The sequence below is a fragment of the Vibrio sp. 10N.261.51.F12 genome, assembly GCF_041471725.1.
GTDB lineage: Bacteria > Pseudomonadota > Gammaproteobacteria > Enterobacterales > Vibrionaceae > Vibrio.
Map to the genome: position 1 here is coordinate 51,217 of NZ_JBFROV010000031.1, position 25,287 is coordinate 76,503.

Genomic DNA, 25,287 nt, shown 5'->3' on the forward strand with positions numbered 1-25,287 from the left:
CTCACTTCTCACTTCTCACAAAAACATGACATATTTTGTTGCCTTTATTATCAAAATTTTAGCCACATAGTGTGTTTTTAATGGTCTAGCTCAATGTTGATAATAACTTGTTACGTTACTCTGTGCCCTGTCATCGTCTTAGAAGGTTGTAATCAATGGTAATTGAACCGGTTATTCGCGGTGTTGTTGCTCGCTCATCGCATCCAGAAGGGTGCAAAAAGGCGGTCGATAACCAAATAGAATACGTCAAATCAGCTACACCGATCAAAAATGGCCCCAAACGAGTCCTCATACTTGGCGCCTCGTCTGGGTTTGGTCTTGCTGCACGAATCGCATTAACATTTGGTGGTGCAGAAGCCGATACGATCGGCGTATCATTTGAACATGGCCCTTCTGAAAAGGGTGTTGGTTCTGCTGGCTGGTACAATAATATTCACTTCAAACGTCGTGCGCAGCAGTCAGGTAGACAAGCCATCAATATTATCGGTGATGCATACTCAACCGAGACTCGTGAGCAAGTAATTGAAGCGATTGAAACCTATTTTGAAGGCGAAGTTGATCTCATCATTTATAGCCTCGCCTCTGGCCGTCGTACCAAAGAAAACGGTGAATTTTGGCGTTCTGCTATTAAGCCGATTGGTGAAAGTGTATCTGGCGGTATCATTAATCTTGAGACTGAACAGTGGGAAAACACGACACTCGAGCCTGCTAGCGATGAAGAGATCGAAGGCACTCTAAAAGTCATGGGCGGTCAAGATTGGGGCAATTGGATTGATACGCTCATCAACTCTGACTCTATCGCTGATGGGTGTAAAACTATCGCATTTTCATATATAGGTCCTGAAGTCACCCATCAGATCTATCTAGATGGCACATTAGGCCGTGCAAAAGTCGATTTGCACCAAACCAGCCATGCATTAAACCTGGAGTTATCTCCATTTAATGGCAATGCCTACGCTGCGGTCTGCAAGGCGCTAGTCACAAAAGCAAGTGTCTTTATCCCAGGTTTAACACCCTACTTGCTCGCGCTATATAAAACCATGAAAGAACAAGGTAACCACGAAGGTTGTATTGAACAAATGCAACGCTTGTTTGCTACGAAGCTCTACAACCAATCAAGTATTCCCGTCGACGGTGAGCGCTTGTTGAGAATGGACGACTATGAGCTTAATCCAAGCACTCAAGCACGTGTAGCCGAGCTTTTAAATCAAATGGATGAAACTAACTTTAGAACCATCGGCGATTTTGATGGTTTCCAACAAGAATTCCTGAACCTTAATGGATTCGCGCTCGAAGGGGTCGACTACTCTAAAAAGACTGATTTAGAGCAGCTTAAAAAACTCAAACCTTAGTTTAGCTTTTCATCTTTAATCATTCTCACTACTGAGACGTGATGTACATTAAAAGGCTTTCCCTTTCTTTAGGGAGAGCCTTTTTTTATTAACGTCTGCGGATTACATATACTTTAATCATTATTTGGACACACCGAGGGTCTGGGTCGTAGACAAGGTGTATATTCCACAGGATGTGGTGAATAACGATGGAAAGGAAACAAGCTGTAACTGAGTATCGAGCGCTTCAACCGTCTGACATTCGGAGAATAACTGAGATTGTTAGCGATTACATCAATCACAATGACCAGCTATGGTCTGGGTGGTTTTATGTTGATGGCGATCTTCTGACGATTCACTTGTTACATGACGTCAACAGCCAAACCGAGTCGAACAACGCATTAGCACCTATATCTTTGTCTTGCGATAGAGCATCACAACATGAAATAGCCGACAAGTTAAAAGCTTCATTCACCCAGCGCCACACCCCTTCTGTTTCTCCCCGATTCAATGTGGACATCGTAGACACGTTACCCCATGCCAACAAGTTAGGAGTGTTTGAAATTTGCAGCCAATCGGCTCCGATCACTAAACATATCCGATGGGCACGTGAACACATTAACCATTTTCTCACGCAACGTTTGTTATCTGATGAATTATTTCGTGTGAAGCGAGCTTTTCAACAACAAATTCAAGGCAAGGACCAACAAATTGTCCTACTGAGCAACACCATCACGGCAATACAGCATCAACAAAGCAAGTTGGAACAGGAAATGGTGTTTCAACAAACTCATGACCCCGCGACAAAGATGCTAAACCGTTCTGGATTTGAGAACGCGTTGCAGCGTATGCTCCAAGGGGCTGCAGTGGCCTCTAATAAAGTTTACTTATCTGTCATCTTCCTACACTTCACCAACGGCGAACGTGTCCAAGCTCGAATCGGATGTGAAGCCTTTGATCGGTTATTAAAAGAGTTCGAACAAAAAATACATACCAGTACCCCTCACATTAGTCATATAGCACGCGTTTCTACGACAGAGATTGCCCTAGCAGCGATTATTCCAGCACTCGATGATGTTTTTTTACCCAATCTATGTACACAATTATCGAGTGTTGCGCGCGAAGGATTTATTGTTGGGCAACACAATATTCATCTACATGCCTACATGGGTGTTGCAAACTCTTACCATACCAGTGACGCAACAGACCTTATCAATAATGCGTATCAAGCTTCTGTTGCTTGTAAAGAATCAGGTACCTTAGTCAAGGTATTTTCTTATGCTGACCAGATTGAGCAAAAAGAGTTTAATCAACTGGAAAATTACTTATTACAGGCCGTGAGAAATGATGATTTGATCCTGCATTTCCAACCGCAAGTCAACCTTACCACGGGTAAATGGATGGGTGCCGAGGTGCTGTTAAGATGGAAACACCCAATACTTGGCGACGTATCAAATGAAGCGCTTATCCATATGGCGGAAAAAAATGGACTGATCATCGAAGTCGGATATTTTGTTTTGCGTAGCGCCATTGACCGGGCTTCAGAATGGGTTCAGATTGCGCCCAACTTTCACCTGTCTGTTAACGTGTCAGCTAAGCAGATTTGTTCATTAGACTTTGCCGAAAAAGTCATCCATTTATTAGAACAAAATGAACTCCCCCCAGCAAACCTAGAACTTGAACTCACCGAAAGTTGTTTAGTTGGCAACTTCGATGTGGCAAGGAAAAATATCGAAGCCCTAAAGCAACATGGCGTAATGTTTGCCCTAGACGATTTTGGTACTGGGTATGCGTCCTTCAATTACTTAAAAAAACTACCCTTCGATTCGTTAAAAATTGATAGGGAGTTTCTGGTCAATGTACTGTACAACAAACAAGACAAGGCCATCCTAAAGTCCATTATTACGATTGCAAAAAAGTTAAACAAAAAAGTGGTGGTAGAAGGCGTGGAAACCAACGATCAAAACAACTTTATTCGGCGCGAACAGTGTGACCTCGGCCAAGGCTATTTTTACGCTAAACCAATGCCGCGTGATGTATTTGAAAGCCAGTTAATCAAACAATACCCTATTCCAAACGATTTTATCATTCGTTAAGCATCGTTTTTTGTCCTCCATATTGTCCGGTAACGTCCATTCACGACCCGGTTATAGGCATAAAAACAATGAATACCCGCTTCATCGTCGGTAGAATGACGTTTAGGTCTTTACCATCACCACGCGGACTCCTATAATCGCGCCCCAAACTCTTGAAATGCGGAAATTTCGTCATGGATCATTTGATAGCTAAACTGAAAAAAATCGAAAAACAGAACTACCGTGCCTACCAGCAAATTAAAGGCCAATACGACTTCACTGATTTCGATTTCTATATTGACCATGTTCAATCCGATCCGTATGCAGCAGCGTCACGAGTGCGTGCATTTAGAAAATGGTCATTGACGGGTTTAGAGTGGCTAAAATCAACGTCTCAGAGCTATCAGATTGCGGCACGAGATTTTATTGCTCGCACATTCGTAGAGTTTGCAAAACAAGAAAATAACGTCTCTATGACGCTTACCGGCCAAACGGTGATGGATGCGACATCGGTCATTTTTAGCGACGAAGGTATTGAGCTACGTTTCCGTGTTAATTTACCCGCAGAAGGTCGCAGTATCTTAGGCAAAAAAGCCTCTAACATTCTGACGTTTCATTTACCGAAATACATTCGTAAGGCGACACTTGAGCGTGAAATCGATATAGAAGCACTTAAACGCCATTGCGAAATCATCGAAGACCAGGATTCACTCCGCGCTCAACTCGATGAACATAACCTGCTCGCGTTTGTCGCCAACGGTAGCGTTCTACCCCGCATTGCCGGCAACTGTGACTTGCCAATGAAAGACGCAATCACGTTTGTTTCTCCTAGCTCGTTAGAAATAACCTTGCAACGCCCTAACCTCGGCGCAGTAACAGGCATGGGCGTCCCAAAAGGCGTAACACTCATTGTTGGTGGTGGCTTCCACGGTAAATCAACGCTTCTCAACGCCATCGAACGGTCTATCTATAACCATATTCCTAACGACGGCCGTGAGTGTATTGTCACCTCAACAGAAGCCACCAAAATTAAAGCAGAAGATGGTCGCTCAATACATAATCTAAACTTGAGCAATTACATTAATCATTTGCCATTTGGTAAAGATACCTCAGATTTCAGCACACAAGATGCTTCGGGTTCAACGTCACAAGCCGCTTGGTTACAAGAGTCCATTGAAGCTGGCGCAACAGCAATCTTAATTGATGAAGACACATCTGCAACGAACTTCATGATTCGTGATGAACGCATGCAAGCACTTGTTTCTAAAGGTGATGAGCCGATTACGCCTTTTGTTGATCGTGTGGGTCAACTTCGTGATGAACTTGACGTATCAACCATGATTGTTATGGGTGGCTCAGGTGATTATCTAGACGTTGCCGATACCGTGATTCAGATGCATGACTATCAAGCGCTCGATGTCACAGACAAAGCGAAAGAAGTGGTCAAGCTTCATCCAAGTGAGCGTCAAAACGAAAGCGAAAAACCTTTAGAGCTGATCCCGCCGCGCCACATCGATTCAGCGCATTTGCTGTCTATTTTAGCGGATGGTAAGTTCCGAGTATCAGGCAAAGGTGCCAACTCACTTCGCTTTGGTAAGGATACCATTGACTTAGAAGCACTAGAACAACTGGAATCTAATGCAGAATTGAATGCTATCGGTTGGCTATTGTTCCAATTGGCACAGCAGCCAGGTTGGTCAGAGCATCCACCCAAGGCGTTAGTCGAATTATTAGAAGGTGATTGGAGCGCTAGAATGCCTAATTCAGGCGACTTAGCCAAGCCGCGCATCGTTGACACCCTGTCTGCGTTAAATCGTCTTCGCAGTGCCAAAATGCGCCAGCCAAGGTAGTAGAAAGAGAAATAAGGTAATCATCGGACCAACTGCGTTTGGTTCGATGTAACGCTCTAACGGCGTGACCTTGAGGTTCTAGGTTCTAAGGTTCTTGAAAGATATTATAGAGACTTGAGCTGTGACCATGCCTCACAAGCTAATGTAAACTGCTCAGCATCCCCGCCTTCCCGGTCGGGATGCCACTTTAAAGCAAGCCGACGCCATGCCTGACGGATTTCTTTTGGCGTCGCTAAGCAATCCAATTCGAAAAACTCAAAAGCCGCCTTTTGTGACATTGTCACCTCATGAGAGCCGACCTGTTCTTGATAGCGATCCCAGAAAGCATTTAATAATCGCTTAACTTCCGATGAATCCGCATCATAGTGTGACCAATCCAGATAGTATTCTCGCAGTGGATCATCAACAGAAAGGTTATGGATTGAAGGACTGAATGGCAACAATTCGATCGCCATCGCTTCAAGGTTTAGCCACTTATCAGGGATAAGCAGACCTTGCAGTTGATACAACGCATTCATCAACAAGAAGTTACGCTTAAATAAGTCTTTTTCTGGCTGGGCATCGAGAACAGGGATAACACCGTCATTGCAAAGCTCTGATGCAAGTATATGGATTTTCCAGCTATCTGAACGGCTTTCTAATCGATTTAAAACCGACCATATCAAGGGATTCTCTTCTGTTTGATATACATGGATCTCTCCCTCTCTTCGCTCAGTCAACTTCCAACTCCCTCTCAATCTGTTCCGTTAATGTTAGCATTGTACCGAACAGTAAACACATTAATTAGCCAGCCATTGACTGACTCGCTGTATGCTTAATTAATTTGCGTTGTGACGTCACACAACGTATTACCGGCCAACACCAAACAGACAATGTATTGTTAATCAAGCAATACATTGTCAACGTACAAACCTAAAGAGAGACCATCTGCGACTAAATCACACCCAGCTCTCTTAAGCGCTCCATTAGGTAGCTATCTGCGGTATATCTTTCCGATAGGACAACGTCAGGCTTAGGGTGCAAAAATAACGGTAACGATATTCTCGAATGTTGTTGCTTTTCACCGGTTGGGTTAATCACTCGATGCGTCGTAGAAGGAAAGTAACCGTCACTGGCTTCTTGAAGCATATCGCCAATATTGATGATCAAGTTACCGAAATCACAAGGCACATCTAGCCAATCCCCTTCTTGGGTCTGGACCTGAAGCCCCGGTTCATTGGCAGCCGGTAATATGGTGAGTAAATTAATATCTTCATGGGCTGCAGCGCGGATCGCTCCAGGTTCTTCATCTCCGGTCATTGGCGGGTAATGAAGGACACGTAGCAATGTTTTATCACTATTGTTGATCATGTCCGACAAAGCCATAGAAAATTTTTCTTTAACTTCGGCAGGCGCATGAGCCTCAACCCAACCTAGCAATTCTTCAGCAAAGGCATTCGCGCGAGCATAATAATCAAGGATTTCATCTTTTAGCTCTGCTGGTATTTGCCCCCAAGGGTAAACATGAAAATACTCTTTAATATCCTTAACGGCATGGCCTTTGGCGACCTCAGACACACTTGGAGGAAAATACCCGTCCTGCGTCTCTACGTTAAAGCGATAGTCGTCTTTATCAACCGAATTGAAAAATGCTTGCCAATTCTTATATATTGATTCAACGAGTGACTTAGGGATCGGATGGTTCTCTAGAACACCAAACCCTGTTTCTCTTAATGAATTGACAAACAACTCAGGTGCTTTCGGATCGAGATAATCGACAGTTTCTAATTTCATGACTTCACTTTCTTATCTTTATTGTTGTTATGCGATGTTAGAAAAAAGTCAGTGGAGTTTCAAAGTAATCTTAAACTATTTTCAGTCTCATTCACTCATTGTGAGGGTTAAATCACAAATGCGATTTGTTGAAGGCTTATGTAAGACATACGCTAGTTGCCTTTTTGGGACACAAGCCCATGTTGAGTATGTTTAATTACATCTACTCGGGGTGACTATATCGTTAAATGCAACAATAAGATGTCTAATTGAACACAACACATTACCGCCGAAATAGCGAAGCTAACCCGTATTGGATCAACCCAATTATTTGGCTCTGGTAAACTTGATGATACGGTGTGCCAAGTTAGCCCAGAGTACTTTTAACGGATGGAGCAAACGGCCTATAATAACCCCTAAGTTCTCCTTACCCATGACAACGCCAGCCACGACCAAAAGCACTTCTGGGACCCCTGCGACAGCGACCGCCATCGCAGTCGCTTTTAACTCGACTGATAGTGGCAAGATTGTAACAACCGGAATTGCAATAAATGGAAATACAACCGCCACAGCGACAATCAACACACCAATGTAAAATCTAATTTTCATATTCATCACCTCGTTGAGCATAGCCCAGCACCATTGCCGGGCTAACTGATACCTGTTTATGCCTCAGTCACACGAATCAGCGGATGATGCCAGCATCGGAACGCGCCGCCTTGCCATTGAATTGAGTCAAACGGCACCTCAATAACCTCATGGTTATGCGCTCGCACTGCCTCCGCAATATGCGGCAAAGAAGCCGACATCATTACAGTTTTGTTATCAAGTACAAAAGCGTTGGTCGCTAGCATACCCTCCGCCTCTTTAGCGTCTACCTGAACAAAATCCCAGTCTCTCAGAATCGCAGGAATACCCTCTAAGAATGCCTCTTCAACAATTAACCCAAGGCCAGGGCGCATTGTGCAAAGCACACAATCTAGGTGAACAAAATCATTGCTCAGTGGTACCTCGATGACATCATATTCATTACCAAGGTATTGCTGTAACCACTCAATGCCTTCTTTATTAGATGCGTTACCTGTATTGCCTACAAGAATGGTTTTGCCTAATACAAATACATCACCACCTTCAAGGAATGCACCTTCTCCAAAGCCATTTTCATCAGACATTACCGGCGGCTCTGGCATTGATACTACTCGGGCATTGCTGTTTTTTAATCTATCACCCAGTGCGCGACGAATGGCAAAACGCTCAGAGCGGCGGCCCGGGTCATACATGTTAGTTTCTATAAAATTATTGCCAATCACTACAACGCTATCACGCATGTATTGTAAGCAATGGAGCGAATCGACTTGTCCGCTGCCAAAATTGAGTTCGTGCTCCGGTAATTTATCGATCTGGTGGATCTTAATTCCACGTTCGTGTAATACCTTTTTTGCTCCCTCAATTTGTTCGAGTTGCTTTGCGTATAGCACCGGATAGGTTTCTTCTAATGTACTTCCTGCCATGGCTTCGTATGTAGCGTATGCATCATCGCTCAGCCAGTTTTTTAAGTATGGAGGTAGTACTTCAGGCATAGATGTAAAAGGACGACCAAGGATGACTTCTTTTAACGTTCCCCACTCATGCGTGACGTTTATTACATTTGCTTGATTTTCATTTGATTGCTTAGTCATATTGATTACCTCAAGTTTGTTAAATAATTTGGCCCCGAATGATTTGGACAGTCAACATTCACGGTGCCTTGTTCGTCTGGGGAGAAATATAACAGTAGAGGTTTGTATGTAATAAAACCGTATGGATTTGACAGTGTTTAAATTATGTGAATGATAAATCAATCAGTGAATGCATGACAGCAACCCATAACTAGCGGCAATAAGAAAAAGCTAATAAGCCAAATCTGAAACCCATTACCCAATTAGTGAACAACCAATTTTTAAACTCAGCAGTGCATTCTATGTACTAGCCTTACACCTTTGTCTAATATTGTTATAATTAGCTTATTGCTATTTTCTAATTGGACATTCCCTATGACCACCTCGAATAAAAAAGGTTACAGTCAAACTCTTATCACGATGACATTCGTCTATTTAGCGATATTTATATATTCTTTTATTGAACCAAACTCACGGGCCGTATGGATTGCAGAGATTATACCTGCGGTCGGTATTCTCGCGGTGATCTGGCTCGTTTCTCGACAATTCACTTTTACTCATACGGCTTATGCCTTGATGTTCGCGTGGCTCATACTTCACACCATTGGTGCCAAATACACCTTCGCAGAGGTTCCTTTTGATTGGTTTAATGAGTTGATTGGTTCAGAGAGGAATAACTTTGACCGTGTCGCGCATTTTTCTATCGGTTTATACGCTTTTGCTATTGCTGAATATGTGTTCAAGCGAAACATAATGGGGAAAACTCCAGCCATATTATTTGCCTTATTTGCCATTATGAGTCTTGCAGCGTCATACGAAATAATTGAATGGTGGTATGTCGAATTAGCAGGCGGAGATGAAGGTATTGCGTTCCTTGGTTCACAAGGCGATATTTGGGATGCACAAAAAGATATGCTAAGCGATACCTTAGGTGCCATTACAGCGCTTACTTTATTTTGGTTTATGACGCCAAAGAGCACAAAACACTCTTTGGCATAAACGCTTGAGCACAGGTAATTAAGTGGCCATTTTGCTTACGGTCTTACATTATCCTTTAACCAGTTGAGGTAAGGCCGGTAGCCTGCCTCAATGGGTAATGCGACAATTTGCGGAATCTCATAGTCATGTAATTGAATGATAGTTCGCTCCAGCTTTGAATACGCCTCGTTCGTCGATTTGATGATCAACAACATCTCCTGATCATGGCATACCTTCCCTTCCCACATGTAATGGCTGCCTATGGTTTGGGTTTGGATACACGCGGCGAGTTGCTTTTCAAGCAACGTACTAATAAGAAGATTTGCTTGCTGCTCATTGGCTACTGTCGTCAGTACCGTTATCGCATTAGATTTCACTGAAATTCTCCATTTATTTCATTCGAACCTTACCGCCCACAAACTTAATCGCGGGCGTGCCTCGTACGAGAGCATCGCGCCCAAACACACTACTGCAGTTTGGACATATACCTAAGCTTTGTGTGTAATCTGCCGTGATTCGCTCCTTGAAACACTTAACCAGAGCACCCTTACCGCCTTTTTTATAACGATAGAGTTTAACACCGCATTTATTACAAAATATATCGACCGATTTGGATGGTGCTTTACTATTCGGTTTTGCCACAATGCACGCCTACTTTAGTCAACCTATGCCATTGGAATTAATATTGATATTGCCGCTAATCATTGGGCTCCAATACATCAGGTTTTACCCATACCTGACTAAAGTCAAACCAACCCAAAGCGTTACACTTGGCATTTTGTAAGCTTCCGCAATGGTCTTTACTTATGCCTAACCAGCAGTGAAACATAGGAATCACTTGATAACTTTGAACAAGCCGTTTCGCTATTTCTTGCGCCGGAAACTTAAATTCTTTCTGGCTTTGCCACTCTTCAACTAGATTAGACCAAACTAAGAAATCTTCAGGCTTAGACATGGCTTCAATGCCACTATAATCCAATAGCCAACCTGCAATCGCCTCTTCTCTTTTCGTTGCAATACCCATTGGTCGAATCCAGATATCGACATCTTTAGGATCCGGTGAGTCATGCCCGTAACGAATAAAATGCGTTCGAATACCATCTTGCTTTAGAAGTTGCTCAATGGCATTGGAAATATCCGGAAACGTTGGATGCTCAGAATAATAGGCAATTCTAATATCACGTGTAAGTTCTAGGTTCGCGCCCCCAATTTCAAGAGAGGAATGACTATGAGTTGGCTGATGGTACCAACCTGGCTTTAGCCCATGAGCAGGTATAATGCCGAGGTCAGTAACCGTACGCTCGGGTAGTTTTTTAAATACCGACAAAGACGTTAGCTTTTTCGTGAGATAACGTGCCCATTCATCGTCTTTTGCCAACCCATTAACCCGATTAAGAAGGAGGTAAGTACACCCAGGATCAAGGTCAATATCATCATGCTTTTCTGAACGTGCACCTGCAACAGGATCAGCCAATGTTGGAAACACTAACGTAGAATGTGGCTCATCAATAATCCATACTTCAACCGTATCAAGGAGCGGTCGATAGCCAAAATACCCATCAAATGCGGTTAAAATCAGTCGCTTTTCATTATTGGTGGTCACGCTGTATGGACCAGTGCCTACGGGGAAGCGGTCAAAATCCTCTTTTCTCATCTCAGGAGGTGGCAGTATTTTCGCACTGATTTCCGCGAACAAAAATGCTGCATGGTAGTCAGGGCGACTAAAATGTATATCGAGCACCCAGGCCGATGGGCTCACGACTTCATCGATATGTGAAAATAACCGAACTTCTTTTAACGACTCAATACTCGCTTTGATGTGCTCTGTTGTTAATGGCTCACCATTGTGGAATCGCACCCCAGGACGAATATAAAAGCGCCAATGACAATCGGTTAATTGTTGCCAGTGATGGGCTAAATCAGGTTTTATTTCATCGTGTTCATCAAGCTTTGTTAGTCCACTGAACACCTGCCGGGCAATGTGAAGTTCTGAACGTCGCAATGGTTTAGACGGGTTAAGCATGGAAAGTGCCCGATAATAAGGCAAACGGATAACTTGCTTACCATCGGTCTGGGTCACCCCTAAATAACTTTGAATCACATTACTTAGGCGGTTGGTGTCTTTATCCAACACATTCAGTGCGTGCCCAATTCGACCTTCTTCTAGGTAACGCCTCGCCAGCGTTTCGCTGACATCATTGCGGTTTTGCTTAAAATTCAGCTTGGATAGCTTTCCTCGCCCCGCGGCGGGATGCCATTCGATCCATCCCTCCTCTTCCAGTTTATTTAATACAATGCGGGCGTTTCGACGCGTACAAAAGAGGATTTCAGTGACATCATCTAGCTGAGTTTCAGCGTTTTGACCAGAGAAGTGTTCAAATAGGATTTCAAATTGTTTACGGAGACGAGGACTACTCATAAAGAGGAAACACTAACTTAATAACCTTAACGTTAGTTTCCTCTTTACTACACCAATTAGCAAGTTACATAGACAGAATCTCGATGCTGGTCTCATTCGCAATCTGCTGAATTTGCGCTTCATTATCCAACCGAATCGACCACTTGCATTCTGAACCGTTCGCCGAAATCACGCACGCTGGCAATATAAGTTGGACCGCATCAACCTGTGCTTGCAGCGTAGTATGGCCCGTCGTCAATCGCACCACGATTTCATGCGGGGTTGTGAGCACTTTTCCCCCACTAAACTCGACCGTCATGCTGTCGCCTTTTTGTGTTTTTTCACCGCGATCGTTAACCGGCTCGTACACACCAATCTTTGTTGTGAATCAGTGATCTCTATTTGCCATACTTGAGTAGAGACGCCCAGGTGAATCGGCGTTGCGGTTCCGATTACGATACCTGAACGCATTGCTCTTACATGGTTGGCATTAATATCCAGCCCCACACAATAGTGGTTTTCATCCACGCAGTAATTGGCAGCAAGTGAGCCTAGGGTCTCTGCCAAAACCACTGATGCGCCGCCATGCAGCATCCCTAGCGGTTGATGGGTAAAACTACAAACTGGCATGGTCGCCGACAGGGAATTGTCCGAAAAAGCCGTGTATTCAATCTGTAGATGTTCAATCAGCGTATTCTCGGAAGTGCGATTTAGCGCAGCTAATGAGAGTTTCTTCTTCCAAATACTCACTGTTAAATCCTATACTTAGGGTCAAGAATAAAAAACATCATGCCTTGAGTTATCTCAATTGGCAAATATCAGAATAATCGAAAACCATCGTTGAAGTGTTATATCCGCTCTTAAGGTTTACAAGGCACACGATAGAAATTCGTTAATCACGCTACGTAGATTCTCCAGGGACTCTCGAATGGAAGCACTCGCATGGAAGCAAAGGAGCCGCGTCATTATGAAAACTTGGGCAAAAGTATGTGGTACCGCTTTGGTCACTACAGCAATTGCAGCTTGCTCGTCATCACCTACGGGTCGGAACCAACTTATTTTATTCTCCGATAATGAAATGAGTCAGCTCGGTTCGCAGTCTTTTGAGCAAATGAAACAAGAACAAAAAATAAGTACCAATAAAGCGATCAATGCTTATGTACAGTGTGTAGCAAAAACCATTACTGATCACGTTCCTCCGCAGGCAGAGTTTTCGGAATGGGAGGTAGTGGTTTTCGACAGTGAGCAAGTGAATGCATTCGCTTTACCTGGCGGAAAAATTGGCGTTTATACTGGCTTGCTCAACGTCGCGGTCACCCCAGATCAGCTCGCTACGGTTATTGGACATGAAGTCGCCCATGTTCTAGCCGATCACAGCAACGAACGGTTATCGCAGTCACAAATAGCGAACACCGGTATGCAAATTACCAACGTCGCGCTAGGGGGTTCTCAGTACCAAAGTGTCACCATGGCAGCATTAGGCGTTGGGGTTCAATATGGCGTTATTCTTCCATATGGTCGAACACAAGAGTCTGAGGCGGATATCGTAGGCTTAGAATTAATGGCAAAGAGCGGCTTTGATCCACAACAAAGTGTCGATTTATGGAAAAACATGGCAAAAGCTTCAGGGGGAAACCAACCGCCAGAATTATTATCGACACACCCTTCTCACGATACGCGAATCAACGATCTTAAGGAAAAAGCGGCGACGTTACCCGCTTACAATGCTGCAACACCTAGCTGTCGTATTCCCAGCTAACCCCCTTAAACTAAGGCGTGCCGTGGCGACATCAACGTAATCACGGCACAGTCAGAAAACCAGTCTCCCCCATCGTTACTTTCATCATTCCTTGTATCCCTGTTTTTTAACCTATATCACCTGGTTAAAAAATCACCTTGCATTTACTTTTTATTTACATATAGTTAACAACTGGTCAGATCAGACACTATGTTGCCAAAAATACAAATCATCTGCGCACGATGGTGAATGACTTCTTAAAGGGAATTTAGAATGAAGAAAAGAGCTCTCCTCACCCCTATCCTTCTGGGGGTTGTCGCGCCGACATCGTTAGCTGCTGGGTTTCAAGCCAACGAACACTCAGCATCTGGTTTAGGCCGTGCTTTCTCTGGTGAAGGCGCTGTAGCCGATAACGCCAGTGTACTCGCAAGAAATCCGGCGGCAATGACATTGTTTGATGCCGCACAATTTTCAGGTGCGATTACCCTTGTCGATCCAAATGTTAACATTACCGATACCACTAACAATCAAGAAATGAAGGACATCGCACCGTCACAAATCGTTCCAGGTGCTTATTACATTAGCCCAATTAACGACCAGTGGGCGTGGGGAATTGGACTCTTCAGCACTTATGGTGTGGCAACTGATTATCCAGATAGCGCTGCGGCTGGCGATCTTGCGGGCAATACCTCATTAATCTCAGTTAACCTCAACCCCAATATTGCCTATCGTATTAATGATCACTTTTCTTTAGGGGGCGGGGTAAATTTAGTGTATGCCGAAGCGGAACTCGATCGTCATAAAGGCGCATTGGCTCCTTTCCTTGGCGGCTCACCCAGTGACAAGCTCATCTCGATGAAAGGGGATACCTATGCTTTTGGATGGAATCTTGGTGCGCTATATGAAATCAATGATGACCATCGATTCGGCTTCTCTTATCGATCCGCCATTGACCTATCGTTCGAAGATGGCGATTTTTCAAGCTATGACAGTGGCATTTCAACACCTACGAATACGACCGCAAACTTAGACGTCACACTCCCCGCTATTTGGGAGTTTTCTGGTTACCACAAAGTCGCAGAAAAATGGGCAATACACTACGGCTTACAACGAACAGAATGGAGTGCCTTTAAAGAGCTTAAGGCGACCTCTCCCAATTGTACCGGTGGAGGCGTGCCCGGTGAATGTTTTTATAAAAACGAGAGCTATGAAGACAGCAACCGTTACTCTGCAGGCTTTACCCACTATTTAAATCATGACTGGACGCTACGTGCTGGCTTCGCGCTCGATAAACAAGCGGGTCAAGCCACGTTAAGTATCCCTGACTCAGACCGCTATTGGTATTCAGCAGGTCTCACCTACCAAGTCAGTACGGCTCTCTCACTAGACGCTGGCTTCACCTACCTGTACGGAAAATCAGGATCATTCACCGAAACCGACAAACTCGGTCAGGAATTAGCGTTTAGTGGCGAGTCAAATGCCTATATTGGTGCCTTGCAGCTCAACTACGTTTTCAATTAAGTCAGTAAGGATACGACGATGAAAAAGTTATATTTAGTGTCACTCATATCCGGCGTTTTTCTTTTGTCTGGTTGTGGTGGTGAGAGCGAACTCTCCGGAACACCCACTTCGACGACTTATGAAGACTATATTCAAACATCCTTAAACCAGCCTACAAACGTGGTGTATACACTGCAAGGCGCTAATGCTGACGTGCCCTTTCCAACCTTTGCTCTCATGAATACGGTTGACGGTACGTTAGAAATCCCGACTGGCGGCAACGAAAATCTCAGTAACCCCATTGCAGCAATGGGCCAAGTTGATGGATGGTCAACCACTCAGCCTATTGCTATCAATTTTGATAGCCCGTTAAGCGCTACCCCATCAACAACATCTGTGACCATAGTCAAGCTCACAGAAGGGCTAGCAGGATCGTCACCGCTCCCCGAGAAGTTGCTGACGTATGGTGACGATTACGTTTTACAGACTAGTGGAAACACATTAGTCGTAGTCTTACTCAAAGATCTTTCTGGTTCCAGTGAATACATTATCTCGGTTAACAATTCATTGCTCGATAGCAATGGGCTCTCTGTCGGCACATCGCAAAGCTACGCAGCGCTTAAATCCAAAACAAAAATTTACACAGAAGGTTCACTAGCGTCTGCACAAAAGGTTGTTCAAGGTGTCGAATCCCTTATCGCCGCTGGGTCAGGTGGAAGTATTGACCCTAACGATATTGTTTACTCAACGTGGTTTTCTACTCAATCGATTGGTGCAACGCTTTATGCTACCAAAGCAATGCTAGCCGCCGCCCAAGCACCCAATACCGATTACAGCGATATTTGGAAAGGCTCAGCAAACCCCAACAATATCGATAACATTGACGTAAATAGCATTGGTAGCATGACGTTCGGTACGTCGGTTGATTTCGCGACGGCGCTCGCCAATGATGACAACTTCAACACTTATTTGAAGCTGACTGATACTGAACGAAATGCAGTTATCGCAAACTACAATAACACCACTCCTCTCGCCGTTTCTGTTACCAAAGGTGTGGTTAAACTGCCTTACTATTTAGAAACGGGGGACAATTGGAATACGCAGCCATTTGAATCAGGTACAGACAGTCTCGCTATCGCCAACAGTATTATTGGCGATGATGCCGAAAGAACGAATTTTGTCGATCAATTAAAAGACCACAGTATCGACCCTAATACGTTTATGTCAGATCCTAGCTCTCTTTTACCTGAGTTGATGGGGTTATCTTTCACGAAGCTTGATGGCAGTACGTTTGACTCAGAGCGTATCGTGACACGTTACTCACCAGTACCTGCAGTCAAATCCATACAAGAAGTTAATTTTTTACTTTATACGCCCACTAACGGGCAAATATCAGGCATAGTGGTATATCAACACGGCATTACTTCAGCGAAAGAAAACGCCTATTTCTTTGCAAGCAACCTTGTCAATGCTGGTCAAGCCGTTATTGCTATCGACGCGCCGATTCACGGTGATCGAACGCTGCCAAATGGCAAGTCAGCGCAAGACGATGTATTAAACTACATGAACCTAACCGTGTTACCCGTTGCTCGAGATAATATCCGTCAATCAATGTTAGATATCATGACACTAAGAATGGCGTTATCAACTAACCAGATCACGGGCGGTTTTATTGGTACGGCGCTAGCGACACTGCCTTCAACCCTTACTACTCCACCCGCTTTCATCGGACACTCACTTGGTGGTGTGCTAGGCGTCCCTGCAATCACACAAGCGAATGCGCCTTTGAATGACTCAGTGGATCCTTTATTTAAATTCAGCCGTGCTGCATTTGTAAATTCTGGCGGTCAAATCGCTAATCTTTTGTTAGGTTCAACGTCGTTTGGCCCTTTGGTTGCTCACAATGTGGCGTTATCGGCGGGATTAGGTTATGACGCCTTCGTTTCTTCACGTGCCTGTGACCAATATGCGGTAGATCCCGATACTTATTACGATTCATGTTTGGATGCCTTTAAGCGCGAAGACTCCCCAACAAACAACGAACGTATTTTAACTGCGACGACTGAGTTTAGTTATGCCGTTCAAACCGTTCTTGATACCGCTGACCCTTATACCAACGCCACCCTATTAAAAGCGCTCTCCACACCTATTTACATGGCTCAGGTCAAAGACGATGGTACGGTCCCCAACCATGTCCCTGGCCTGGTTGACCAAGGGCGAGGCGTCAGTAAATACGTTCAACAATCTCTTTTTGCCGGCACCGAACCTTTGGCTACAAAGTTAGGACTTACCGTTGTCCGTAGTAACGAAGGCGGCTCAACCGAAGCGACACCATTTGTTCGTTTTAGCGACATAGGCAAGCATAGCAGCTATATCTCGGTGCAAGACGTGACGACTTATCAAGATCTTGCCCACCATATCGAGATGCAAAGTCAAGTAACAAGCTTCATTGCTACCGGCAGCGCCGTCATCTCCAACTCGTCCTCTGTTTTGGAATAACGCAACGACCACTCAAGTTCAAAGCACGGCGTCTCGCCGTGCTTTTCCGTTTCTGTATCACACTTTTAAGTAAAACCATGTATAATGCGCGGCTATCAATCCGGTGATACTAAAATTTAAGTACCACAGAATAACCATCGGACGAGGCTTTTCGCCCGATCTCATCAAAATAAGGGTTAAGTATGTCTACTGAAGCAACGATGCTTGAACGCTGCGGAAACAAATGTGAACTTTGTGCCGCTGAAACGTCACTATCTCCATTTGTTGTCGCGCCGCACTCGCACGTTACCGTTGATCACGCGATCATGCTTTGTGAAACATGTTCAAGCCAAATTGAAAACCCAGAGTCTATGGATGTGAACCACTGGCGTTGTCTTAACGATAGCATGTGGAGCCAAGTTGCCCCTGTTCAAGTTGTCGCATTTCGCCAACTTCACCGCCTGTCAGCAGAAGGCTGGGCACAAGATCTTCTCGACATGATGTACATGGAAGAAGAAGTCAAAACTTGGGCTGAGACGGGTCTTGAAAACGACGGTCTAAAGCACGTTGATTGCCACGGTGCTCCTTTGCAAAAAGGTGACACTGTCACCATCATTAAAGACCTCCCTGTTAAAGGGTCTTCAATGGTGGTTAAAATTGGTACTATGGTCAGAAATATTGGCCTTGCACAAGATGACCCTGAGCTTTTCTCTGGTAAAGTTGAAGGGCAATCGATGTGGTTACGTTGCGAATATTGTCGTAAAAAATAACCATAAAGATGATAAAAAAAGCGCCTTAGGCGCTTTTTTTATGGGTGCTATAAATTCAAATAGGTTCGTACTGGTCGGTGATCAGATCCTGCGATGCTGTTGACGGTATGCCGATAACAAATTACTGGCTGAGTGGTTTGTGTCGTTCGAATCCAAAGATGATCGATAGCGACAACAGGCTGGAATGCCACCCCCCAACGCTTTACAAACGTTGGCCAACTAAAGACCGGTTTCGTATCAAATGTTGACATTAAACTCGTGAATCGCGACGTTGTGCTCGCAAGGTTAAAATCACCGACGACAAGTGTGGTATCCAATGGTGAGCGCTGAGCCTCAACCGCGACATCCCGAATCACTTCATTTCGTTCTACCCACAGTTGCTCGGTTCTTGGCGAAGGTGGATGTGCAGCAATTAAATACACATCTTTATCGGCGGTCGCCCGCCAGATTACTTTTAATATTTTATGACCTGAGCGCGATGACACCGTGTTCATTCCATATAAAGGCTTACGACTGAGGATCATTTGCCCACTAGGATAACCAACTCGACTCTGTCCACCGAATTTATACGGGTAGAGAGGTTCAAGTACTTGTAAACGTTCACCATGAATTGGCGATACTTCTTGTAAAACGAGGATATCTGGTAGGGTATCTGCGACATACTCGATAAAAGCCTCTAAATTCTGATTATCGTAATAGACATTATATTGAACAATATTCACGGTCTCGTCAGTGCAAGCACTATGGTCGGTATAAAAATGTGTACTCCGGTACACCACTTGACCTAATACACTCCCCCAAACTCCCGCTAATAAAAAAGCGAAAATACTGCCACGAGTCTTTTTACAAATAAGTAGGCCAAGCGCACAGAACGTATAAAAAACGGGTAACAAGATGGCGAACGATGCTGCGTTCTCAAGAACCCAGTTAGATTTTGCATAAAAAGCGCCAGCCCCCACTAGAGTTGGCAGAAATAACAACAATAACCACATGAAAAGGCAAGACAACCTGATTTACAACAACAATAAGTTCAGTGTAGGTGTCGGTAAAGAAAAGTGGTAATGAGAAATGTCGCTAACGAGGTGAAGTTTCCACTGTTTTGGCCAAGACATCCGTCAATAGGACAACTCGTCTATCGCCTGGATGAAAATGGCTGAGGTAAAGTTAATTTGGTTACCAAGTTTAGATTCGAGATAACGTCAATGATGACAAATTCATGGGGGACAAGCGTCCTCCTCTTTCTGCTTTATTCTTCTTTATCTTCTGGTTGATCGACTTCGTTTAGACCAGACAAGTTAAATCCAATTTCCATAGCGTCGATCCATTCTAGTGCTTCTTCGTGTGTTGATGTGTCCATCGTATTTTCCTTATTTTCCCGAGACCAACGAAAGAGTCGGCTCCATTGCTCTTTATCGAGTTATAACTAATTTATATGACTAATTTGTGAAACCCAACGCTCTATCACGCAATCTTTGACCCAACTCATTGTTAAACGATTGCGTTGACCATATTTCGTGCACAACCACGGCACTGTACATAAAACATTACACCACATAACGAAAACTTTTACATTTCACTTGTTTTGACAATTAATTATCTACATAATCATCAAACATCCAGATTAAAGCGCTACTATTTCTCGATACTGTTAGTCAGTACCACTTTAGAAAGCCAAACCGTAAAGTATTTTGTACATGAAATCAAAAGTTCTTGGAAGCACTCTTATTATTGCTGGTACCACTATTGGGGCTGGTATGCTTGCCCTACCCATCGCGTCTGCTGGGATTGGTTTTGGTACGTCACTTATCATTATGTTGGGTTTATGGGCTCTGATGGCCTATACCGCTCTTTTAATGGTTGAGCTGCATCAACATGCTGATCACTCAGCGACGCTTCATACACTGGCAAAGCAAATTTTAGGCAAAAAAGGACAATACATTGCGAGTATCGCGATGCTGGTGTTGTTCTACGCGTTATGTGCTGCGTATATTGCCGGAGGTGGTGGGCAATTTCGTGAACGCGTCCAAATGATTCTGGGGATCGAGCTATCCAACACCGTAGCAACGTTAATATTCACATTTCTTGTTGCACTAACGGTTACCTTGGGCACTCACGCTGTCGATAAACTCAACCGTGTACTTTTTACCATTAAGCTATTTGCCATGGGGGGTGTCCTATTTTTATTGGCACCAAGTGTTAGCCATTCTTATTTGCTTAGCATGCCTGTTCAACAGGGGTTAATTCTTGCCGCAATCCCCGTGATTTTCACATCATTTGGCTTTCACGGCAGTATTCCGGCTATTGTGAACTATTTAAAAGGCGATACGGGTTCATTGCGTAAAGCCATCATCATTGGCTCAAGCTTGCCCTTGGTTATCTATGTTTTCTGGCAAATCGTCACTCTTGGTGTTGTCAGTCAGACGACATTGCTTGAAAACGCAGGGCTTTCAAACCTTATAAGTTCACTGGCACAAACGGTTCACGTTGATAAGCTAGCCACTGTTATCGGTGTGTTCGCAGACTTAGCTTTAATGACGTCATTTTTAGGAGTGAGTTTAGGGTTATTCGAGTACTTACGTGATCTTGGTAGTCGGTACAACACGTCAACAGCATCTAATGATAAAGAAACAGGTTCGCTCACGTCCAAGCAGAGAGTGATTGCCGCACTGGTCACGTTTACTCCCCCGCTTTGTTTTGCATTGTTTTATCCTCAAGGCTTTATTATGGCTTTGGGTTACGCCGCTATCGCACTTGCGACGCTCGCTATTTTCTTACCAGTAGCAATGATTAAGAAAATTAGACGCGACTCAAAGAGCAATAACCTGTACGTCGTAGCCGGTGGCCAAACTGCCCTCAACCTCTCTTTTATTGTTGGACTTCTCATTGTCGCTTCACAAGTACTGATTTCAATGAACGTCCTACCAAGTCTTTGATAGCGATTAGCGATTCAAATCACATTAATCGTGAAAAGCGGTTAAGTAATTGCATCAAACGCCGATATGATAATGAACAGGAGGTTTTCATCTGAAAACCTCCTGTTCATTTGTCTATTCAAACCAATTATAAGTTCAAGAAATCATAAGAAATCATAAGAAAGCAGCGGAGTCTCTATGAGAGAAGTTCAATTTAGAAAGATCGACTCAATATTCATAAAAATGTCGATCAGCGATAAAATGTGGGTGCTTTTCACCCTATTTGTCATTGCATTGTCATTCACAGCCATAAACCGATACCAAGACACCGTCAATAGCGCAGAGCAACTTGCTATCGTCTCAGCAGAATCCCGATTAGCGGCATACCTTGAAACCACGAATAAAGATAGTCTAAGCGCATTAGGGGTCTCGACTACATCCGCTCAAGCGAGTTCGATTCAAGGCAATAACGTGCAAGCTGTCGTCCGCGGAAGCGACGGTAAGTTCTATCGCTTAAATCAATCGGCATCATTGATTGTCGAAGAAGCGAAATCGAGTGCACTAACGTCACTTGCTCTCACGTACCTATGGCTGATCCCTTTTGCGGTTTTTTCTTACTGGCTCGCGACATTTCTTGGTGGAGCGCTCTGGACACTCTATGCCACCACGAAAAAAATTGCAGATGGCGATCTTACATCTCGATTAAACTTCGTTGCAGGTCGTGATGAATTTGGAACGATTGGCGTCGCGCTTGATAAGGCGATGGATACACTTACTGAATTAGTCGTGACAGTGAAAGCCTCTGCAACAAGCTTAGAAGAAACCTCTACTCAATTTCACACCGAAATGGCCCGAAGTAATAGCCAAATCAGCAACCAATACTCCTCATTAGACTCAGTTGCGACGGCCATGGAAGAAATGACGGCCTCTTCTCAAGAAGTCTCGAACATTTCACAACAATCCAATCAGCAAGCAGAAGATGACGCAAAGCAAGTGGAACAGAGTTATCAACGTGTCCAGCAAGCGATTGGTGATGTGAATCAATTATCCAACTTCATCCAAGAAGCATCACATTCAGTTTCTGCGTTAACTGAAAACACAACACAGATTAATGATGTTATTACCACCATCAATGCTATTTCAGAGCAAACTAACCTGTTAGCACTCAATGCCGCGATTGAAGCCGCTCGTGCAGGTGAGCAAGGTCGAGGATTTGCAGTGGTGGCTGATGAAGTCCGTACGCTTGCAAGCAGAACGCAAGCCGCAACCGTTGAAATTCAAAGTATGATTGAGAAGCTTCAATCTGAAAGCCACAACATAGCAGCGATTACACAACAAACGGTCGAGCAAGCGCAGTCAAGTAGTGCGCTGATTTCTGATATTGGCCACGATATCAACTCAATATCAGACTCAGCTCGTGCTGTGATGGATATGAGTACTCAGATCTCCACATCAGCATCGGAGCAAAGTTCAGTTGCATCGAGCATTGCGAGTGAATTAAGTGACATCCGCTCGCAATCCGCGACAATTAGAGAGGTCGCTCAACGAAGTGAGGTTTCTATTAACAGCCTTGCCAAATCAACACGGTCTTTAAGTCAAGTTCTTGTGCGATACCGCACTTAAACGCGATAAATATAAGTATTGAGTGAAAAAATGGGAGAGCATTAGCTCTCCCATTTTTATTACACAACTAGATATCCACGCGAAGTAAACATTACCGAAAACCACCATCATCACCAAAAATACGATTTAGGATCTTTCTCTATTTCACGCATAATAGCCGTTAAATCAACGCTTTGTGATAAAAAAGGATAAGGGATCCATTGCGAGTCGTCAGCTTCCGTAGGTATAGAAAGGTGCCAAACCTTTAATGCATCATCAAACTCTACTTTCGCAACAGGGTTGGTGTAATCTGAAAACGTGGAATCAAGCAAATAATGCGCGTTGGAGAACAACACACCGTTGGGAATAGTTTCGAATAAGGACTTTCCTAGTTCAACTGGAATGCTTTTATTCCGGTTCATGCATACCATCTCGGCACAACGCTCTAACCTACACTGAGACATTTGAATTAGTGTCATACACTTCTACCTTATCCTCACTAGTGTATTTAATATAACTGTTTTTTGTTGAATTTGTTAGATGCTTGAAGCCGCAGCATTTAATTTTTGACATTATGTGGCACCCACCTTTAACTTCATCACAAAAGTGTCATACAAACGACATATGATGTGGCGAATCGTTACTTTTAATGGAGTTATTCTATGCTACGTGTCGCTATGGCTGCACTTATTTCACTGTCAGCTACGTCATTTGCGTACGCTGAAGAAGTCAATATTTCTGGCTCCACGTCAGTCGCTAGAGTCATGGATGTTCTTGCCGAACATTACAACACCGACCATAAAGAAACCTTTATTGCGGTTCAAGGTATTGGCTCGACGGCTGGCATTACACTGGTTGATAAGGGCGTCGCGGATATTGGTATGAGTAGTCGCTACTTAACTGAACGCGAAAGTAGTGATTCGTTGGATGTATTCCCAATTGCCTACGATGGCTTGGCCATTGTTGTTAACATCACTAACCCAGTACCGAATCTCTCACGTGAGCAAGTCTTTGATATCTACAAAGGTAAAATCACGAATTGGAAACAAGTCGGCGGTGAAGACAAAGACATCGCAGTTGTCACTCGCGAAGCATCGTCTGGTACGAGATATAGCTTCGAAAGCTTGCTTGGTTTGACTCGCATTGTTAATGACCGTTTGGTGTCCGATATCAATCCAACCAACCTCGTGGTTAACAGCAACAGTATGGTGAAAACCATTGTTAACCATAACCCTCATGCCATTGGGTTTATTTCTGAAGGGTCTGTCGATCGCTCTATCAAAGCCATTCAATTTGAAGGGGTTGAAGCCAGCACAGCCAATATCGCAAAAGGCGAATACAAACTGGCGCGTCCATTCTTGTTGCTACACAAGAAAGACGAAATCGACGATGATGCCGACAAGTTCATCAAGTTTGTTTTGTCTGACAATGGACAAGCACTCATTGCAGAATATGGTTACACGCCGATCAAAAAATAACGTCGAGATCGCCGCCATAAATTAAGGCCGATATTTTAACGCCGTTCATTTCAATTGAGCGGCGTTGTTTATTTGATAATGACTTGGTGTTTTCATAAGTCGCAAACAACCACGCTCTATCAGCCCTCTTTCAAAGGCCTACCTTTTTACCTATCTTTGAGTAACTCATCACTTGAACGCGTGAATTTAACGTTAGTTCGTACCAAAACCAAATTCATACATTTCCTTCATTTTATATCTCACTACCAGCTGTTATGGTGTTAACACGCAAGTCACTTTTCGATAAGGGTCTATCTATGATTGTTACTACTACACAAGCTATTGAAGGTAAAAGAGTTGTCGCTTATAAAGGCGTCATTGCTGGAGAGGCTATTCTTGGCGCTAACGTCTTTAAAGACATGTTTGCTGGCTTAAGAGACATTGTCGGAGGCCGCTCTGGTACATACGAAAGAGAACTGCAGCGAGCTCGTGAAATCGCCCTGAAAGAACTAGAACAAAAAGCCGCAGACATGGGCGCAAATGCCGTTGTCGGCGTCGACCTCGATTACGAGGTACTTGGATCCGGAAATGGCATGCTAATGGTTTCTGCTAGTGGCACAGCGGTTGTCGTTGATTAACCCTCAAACCAACACGCTCTGATCAATAAAGGGCAGGAAAAATTAATTTTCCTGCCCTTTTCTTATTGAGTGAACCGCAAATGGCTTAATTTACTGATCGCTTAGTTCATTTATTGCTTAGCTCATTCTTTATAGTTTCAATTGCTAACG

The 25,287-nt window shown here is 43.9% G+C and carries 23 protein-coding genes; 12 read left to right on the forward strand and 11 right to left on the reverse strand.

The window, feature by feature from the left end:
* Positions 1-155: 155 nt before the first annotated feature.
* The 3 genes from fabV (at position 156) to AB4405_RS16880 (ending at position 5,256) form a co-directional block, all read left to right on the forward strand.
* Positions 156-1,352, forward strand: a complete 1,197-nt coding sequence (gene fabV / locus AB4405_RS16870; RefSeq protein ID WP_102470254.1) for an enoyl-ACP reductase FabV — start codon at positions 156-158, stop codon at positions 1,350-1,352.
* Between the two features lie 188 nt (positions 1,353-1,540).
* Positions 1,541-3,427: a putative bifunctional diguanylate cyclase/phosphodiesterase gene (locus tag AB4405_RS16875; RefSeq protein ID WP_372061934.1), complete on the forward strand. Its 1,887-nt coding sequence runs from the start codon at positions 1,541-1,543 to the stop codon at positions 3,425-3,427.
* A 173-nt stretch (positions 3,428-3,600) separates the two neighbouring features.
* Positions 3,601-5,256: a P-loop domain-containing protein gene (locus AB4405_RS16880; protein ID WP_372061935.1), complete on the forward strand. Its 1,656-nt coding sequence runs from the start codon at positions 3,601-3,603 to the stop codon at positions 5,254-5,256.
* 104 nt (positions 5,257-5,360) lie between these two features.
* On the opposite strand, the gene AB4405_RS16885 is transcribed toward AB4405_RS16880, so the two are convergent.
* From AB4405_RS16885 to AB4405_RS16900, 4 genes are all read right to left on the reverse strand, one after another.
* Complete coding sequence (locus AB4405_RS16885) at positions 5,361-5,975, reverse strand: DNA-J related domain-containing protein (protein WP_372061937.1); 615 nt, start codon at positions 5,973-5,975, stop codon at positions 5,361-5,363.
* A 214-nt stretch (positions 5,976-6,189) separates the two neighbouring features.
* Positions 6,190-7,029, reverse strand: coding sequence for an isopenicillin N synthase family dioxygenase (locus AB4405_RS16890; RefSeq protein WP_372061939.1), 840 nt, complete (start codon positions 7,027-7,029; stop codon positions 6,190-6,192).
* 306 nt (positions 7,030-7,335) lie between these two features.
* Complete coding sequence (locus AB4405_RS16895) at positions 7,336-7,617, reverse strand: hypothetical protein (protein ID WP_372061940.1); 282 nt, start codon at positions 7,615-7,617, stop codon at positions 7,336-7,338.
* 56 nt (positions 7,618-7,673) lie between these two features.
* On the reverse strand, positions 7,674-8,687 hold the full coding sequence (locus AB4405_RS16900; protein ID WP_372061941.1) for an arginine deiminase family protein: 1,014 nt from the start codon (positions 8,685-8,687) through the stop codon (positions 7,674-7,676).
* A gap of 354 nt (positions 8,688-9,041) precedes the next feature.
* On the opposite strand from AB4405_RS16900, the gene AB4405_RS16905 reads away from it, so the two are divergent.
* A complete protein-coding gene (locus AB4405_RS16905) occupies positions 9,042-9,665 on the forward strand; it encodes a DUF2238 domain-containing protein (RefSeq protein WP_372061942.1) in 624 nt (207 codons plus the stop codon).
* A 35-nt stretch (positions 9,666-9,700) separates the two neighbouring features.
* Here AB4405_RS16905 and cutA read toward each other — a convergent pair whose 3' ends face one another.
* The 5 genes from cutA to AB4405_RS16930 form a co-directional block, all read right to left on the reverse strand.
* Positions 9,701-10,021 carry a divalent-cation tolerance protein CutA gene (gene cutA, locus AB4405_RS16910; RefSeq protein WP_102470248.1) on the reverse strand — a complete coding sequence of 107 codons (321 nt, stop codon included), beginning with the start codon at positions 10,019-10,021 and terminating at the stop codon, positions 9,701-9,703.
* A gap of 13 nt (positions 10,022-10,034) precedes the next feature.
* On the reverse strand, positions 10,035-10,286 hold the full coding sequence (locus tag AB4405_RS16915; RefSeq protein ID WP_102470247.1) for a hypothetical protein: 252 nt from the start codon (positions 10,284-10,286) through the stop codon (positions 10,035-10,037).
* A 55-nt stretch (positions 10,287-10,341) separates the two neighbouring features.
* Positions 10,342-12,063 carry an SgrR family transcriptional regulator gene (locus AB4405_RS16920; RefSeq protein WP_372061944.1) on the reverse strand — a complete coding sequence of 574 codons (1,722 nt, stop codon included), beginning with the start codon at positions 12,061-12,063 and terminating at the stop codon, positions 10,342-10,344.
* 64 nt (positions 12,064-12,127) lie between these two features.
* Positions 12,128-12,361, reverse strand: a complete 234-nt coding sequence (locus AB4405_RS16925) for a DUF3389 domain-containing protein (protein ID WP_102470245.1) — start codon at positions 12,359-12,361, stop codon at positions 12,128-12,130.
* Positions 12,358-12,792 carry a hotdog fold thioesterase gene (locus AB4405_RS16930; protein ID WP_372061946.1) on the reverse strand — a complete coding sequence of 145 codons (435 nt, stop codon included), beginning with the start codon at positions 12,790-12,792 and terminating at the stop codon, positions 12,358-12,360. Before AB4405_RS16930 ends, AB4405_RS16925 begins: the two co-directional genes overlap by 4 nt.
* 217 nt (positions 12,793-13,009) lie before the next feature.
* Here AB4405_RS16930 and AB4405_RS16935 point away from each other — a divergent pair, with 217 nt between their 5' ends.
* The 4 genes from AB4405_RS16935 (at position 13,010) to AB4405_RS16950 (ending at position 18,528) form a co-directional block, all read left to right on the forward strand.
* A complete protein-coding gene (locus AB4405_RS16935) occupies positions 13,010-13,801 on the forward strand; it encodes a M48 family metallopeptidase (RefSeq protein WP_372061947.1) in 792 nt (263 codons plus the stop codon).
* Between the two features lie 252 nt (positions 13,802-14,053).
* Entirely contained in the window at positions 14,054-15,301 is a 1,248-nt protein-coding gene (locus AB4405_RS16940; RefSeq protein WP_372061949.1) for an outer membrane protein transport protein, read from the forward strand.
* Between the two features lie 18 nt (positions 15,302-15,319).
* A complete protein-coding gene (locus AB4405_RS16945) occupies positions 15,320-17,779 on the forward strand; it encodes a VolA/Pla-1 family phospholipase (RefSeq protein ID WP_372061950.1) in 2,460 nt (819 codons plus the stop codon).
* A gap of 182 nt (positions 17,780-17,961) precedes the next feature.
* Positions 17,962-18,528 (forward strand): PhnA domain-containing protein, encoded by a 567-nt coding sequence (locus AB4405_RS16950; protein WP_102470240.1) that lies wholly within the window; start codon positions 17,962-17,964, stop codon positions 18,526-18,528.
* Between the two features lie 47 nt (positions 18,529-18,575).
* On the opposite strand, the gene AB4405_RS16955 is transcribed toward AB4405_RS16950, so the two are convergent.
* On the reverse strand, positions 18,576-19,520 hold the full coding sequence (locus AB4405_RS16955; protein ID WP_372061952.1) for an endonuclease/exonuclease/phosphatase family protein: 945 nt from the start codon (positions 19,518-19,520) through the stop codon (positions 18,576-18,578).
* Positions 19,521-20,222: 702 nt separating this feature from the next.
* On the opposite strand from AB4405_RS16955, the gene AB4405_RS16960 reads away from it, so the two are divergent.
* Positions 20,223-21,461, forward strand: coding sequence for an aromatic amino acid transport family protein (locus AB4405_RS16960; RefSeq protein ID WP_372061954.1), 1,239 nt, complete (start codon positions 20,223-20,225; stop codon positions 21,459-21,461).
* 177 nt (positions 21,462-21,638) lie between these two features.
* The gene (locus AB4405_RS16965) at positions 21,639-23,063 is read left to right on the forward strand and encodes a methyl-accepting chemotaxis protein (RefSeq protein WP_372061955.1); all 1,425 of its coding nucleotides are present in this window, start codon (positions 21,639-21,641) and stop codon (positions 23,061-23,063) included.
* 110 nt (positions 23,064-23,173) lie between these two features.
* Here AB4405_RS16965 and AB4405_RS16970 read toward each other — a convergent pair whose 3' ends face one another.
* Positions 23,174-23,521 carry a DUF3024 domain-containing protein gene (locus AB4405_RS16970; RefSeq protein WP_102470236.1) on the reverse strand — a complete coding sequence of 116 codons (348 nt, stop codon included), beginning with the start codon at positions 23,519-23,521 and terminating at the stop codon, positions 23,174-23,176.
* Between the two features lie 183 nt (positions 23,522-23,704).
* Between AB4405_RS16970 and AB4405_RS16975 the strand changes: the two genes are divergently transcribed.
* Complete coding sequence (locus tag AB4405_RS16975; protein ID WP_102470235.1) at positions 23,705-24,520, forward strand: phosphate ABC transporter substrate-binding protein; 816 nt, start codon at positions 23,705-23,707, stop codon at positions 24,518-24,520.
* Positions 24,521-24,816: 296 nt separating this feature from the next.
* Positions 24,817-25,137 carry a heavy metal-binding domain-containing protein gene (locus tag AB4405_RS16980; RefSeq protein ID WP_372061957.1) on the forward strand — a complete coding sequence of 107 codons (321 nt, stop codon included), beginning with the start codon at positions 24,817-24,819 and terminating at the stop codon, positions 25,135-25,137.
* Positions 25,138-25,287 lie beyond the last annotated feature (150 nt).

Excerpts from the sequence above, each read along its gene's own strand:
- fabV (WP_102470254.1), top strand. The coding sequence starts at position 156 with ATGGTAATTGAACCGGTTATTCGCGGTGTTGTTGCTCGCTCATCGCAT.
- AB4405_RS16875 (WP_372061934.1), top strand. The coding sequence starts at position 1,541 with ATGGAAAGGAAACAAGCTGTAACTGAGTATCGAGCGCTTCAACCGTCT.
- AB4405_RS16880 (WP_372061935.1), top strand. The coding sequence starts at position 3,601 with ATGGATCATTTGATAGCTAAACTGAAAAAAATCGAAAAACAGAACTAC.
- AB4405_RS16890 (WP_372061939.1), bottom strand. The coding sequence starts at position 7,029 with ATGAAATTAGAAACTGTCGATTATCTCGATCCGAAAGCACCTGAGTTG.
- AB4405_RS16895 (WP_372061940.1), bottom strand. The coding sequence starts at position 7,617 with ATGAAAATTAGATTTTACATTGGTGTGTTGATTGTCGCTGTGGCGGTT.
- AB4405_RS16900 (WP_372061941.1), bottom strand. The coding sequence starts at position 8,687 with ATGACTAAGCAATCAAATGAAAATCAAGCAAATGTAATAAACGTCACG.
- AB4405_RS16905 (WP_372061942.1), top strand. The coding sequence starts at position 9,042 with ATGACCACCTCGAATAAAAAAGGTTACAGTCAAACTCTTATCACGATG.
- AB4405_RS16920 (WP_372061944.1), bottom strand. The coding sequence starts at position 12,063 with ATGAGTAGTCCTCGTCTCCGTAAACAATTTGAAATCCTATTTGAACAC.
- AB4405_RS16925 (WP_102470245.1), bottom strand. The coding sequence starts at position 12,361 with ATGACGGTCGAGTTTAGTGGGGGAAAAGTGCTCACAACCCCGCATGAA.
- AB4405_RS16935 (WP_372061947.1), top strand. The coding sequence starts at position 13,010 with ATGAAAACTTGGGCAAAAGTATGTGGTACCGCTTTGGTCACTACAGCA.
- AB4405_RS16940 (WP_372061949.1), top strand. The coding sequence starts at position 14,054 with ATGAAGAAAAGAGCTCTCCTCACCCCTATCCTTCTGGGGGTTGTCGCG.
- AB4405_RS16945 (WP_372061950.1), top strand. The coding sequence starts at position 15,320 with ATGAAAAAGTTATATTTAGTGTCACTCATATCCGGCGTTTTTCTTTTG.
- AB4405_RS16950 (WP_102470240.1), top strand. The coding sequence starts at position 17,962 with ATGTCTACTGAAGCAACGATGCTTGAACGCTGCGGAAACAAATGTGAA.
- AB4405_RS16955 (WP_372061952.1), bottom strand. The coding sequence starts at position 19,520 with ATGTGGTTATTGTTGTTATTTCTGCCAACTCTAGTGGGGGCTGGCGCT.
- AB4405_RS16960 (WP_372061954.1), top strand. The coding sequence starts at position 20,223 with ATGAAATCAAAAGTTCTTGGAAGCACTCTTATTATTGCTGGTACCACT.
- AB4405_RS16965 (WP_372061955.1), top strand. The coding sequence starts at position 21,639 with ATGAGAGAAGTTCAATTTAGAAAGATCGACTCAATATTCATAAAAATG.
- AB4405_RS16970 (WP_102470236.1), bottom strand. The coding sequence starts at position 23,521 with ATGACACTAATTCAAATGTCTCAGTGTAGGTTAGAGCGTTGTGCCGAG.
- AB4405_RS16975 (WP_102470235.1), top strand. The coding sequence starts at position 23,705 with ATGCTACGTGTCGCTATGGCTGCACTTATTTCACTGTCAGCTACGTCA.
- AB4405_RS16980 (WP_372061957.1), top strand. The coding sequence starts at position 24,817 with ATGATTGTTACTACTACACAAGCTATTGAAGGTAAAAGAGTTGTCGCT.